This window comes from Streptomyces sp. ATLC9, assembly GCF_057196705.1.
In genome coordinates, this window is sequence record NZ_JBXUOY010000534.1 from 1 (window position 1) to 939 (window position 939).

Consider the following 939-nt stretch of genomic DNA (forward strand, 5'->3'; position numbering starts at 1 on the left):
AACTGCGCGGTGTGGTCCAGCGGTTGATCGAGGCCGGCCACTGGAAGCCGGGGAACAAGACGATCCTCATCGTGCTGGATGCCGGTTATGACGCGCCCCACCTCTCGTATGCGCTGCGTGACCTGCCGGTGGAGGTGATGGCCCGGCTGCGCTCGGACCGTGTGATGTACCGCGACGCAGGCCCGGCACAACCCACCGCCAAAGGCGGACGCCCCCGCAAACACGGAGCCAGGTTCTCCCTCGCCCGGCCGGACGGCTGGCACGTCCCCGACCGGTTCACCGCCTGCGAGACCACTCGATACGGCCGGGTCGAGGCACGGGCCTGGGACCGCATGCATCCGAAACTGCAGGCCCGCAGTGCCTGGCTCGAGCACGAGGGCGAACTGCCCACGCAGCACGGCACCTTGATCCGGCTCAAGGTGGAGCATCTGCCTGGCGAGCGCGAGGCGAAACCAGTGTGGCTGTGGACCTCCGCCACCGCTCTTTCCGCCGACCAGGTGGACGTGCGCTGGCAAGCGTTCCTGCGCAGGTTCGACCTGGAGCACACCTTCCGTTTCCTCAAGCAGACACTCGGCTGGAGCCGCCCGAAAGTCCGCCGCCCCGACACCGCGGACCTGTGGACCTGGCTGGTGATCACCGCACACACCCAGCTCCGTCTCGCCCGCTCGCTGGCCGAGGACCTGCGCCACCCCTGGGAACGGCCCGCCGAGCCGCAGCGGCTCACCCCCGCCCGCGTCCGCCGGGGGTTCCGCCACCTCCGCGTGAAGGCCGCCCGTCCGGCGGCCGGGCCGAAACCGTCCAGACCTGGCCCAGGGCGCCCGCTCGGATCAAGAAACCGCAGGTCAGCCCGACGATACGAGCCCGGGAAAACCGTGAAACGTATCGAGACCCTCACCGAACATGCCCGCTTGAAACGGCTCAGAGGTTAAACGCCAAGCT

The 939-nt window shown here is 69.1% G+C and carries 1 protein-coding gene; it reads left to right on the forward strand.

Annotated elements, in window-relative coordinates; translation table 11 throughout:
• Positions 1-929: transposase (locus AC2CJA_RS26885; protein WP_484605241.1), on the forward strand; the 929-nt coding region annotated here is incomplete at its 5' end.
• Positions 930-939: the final 10 nt, after the last annotated feature.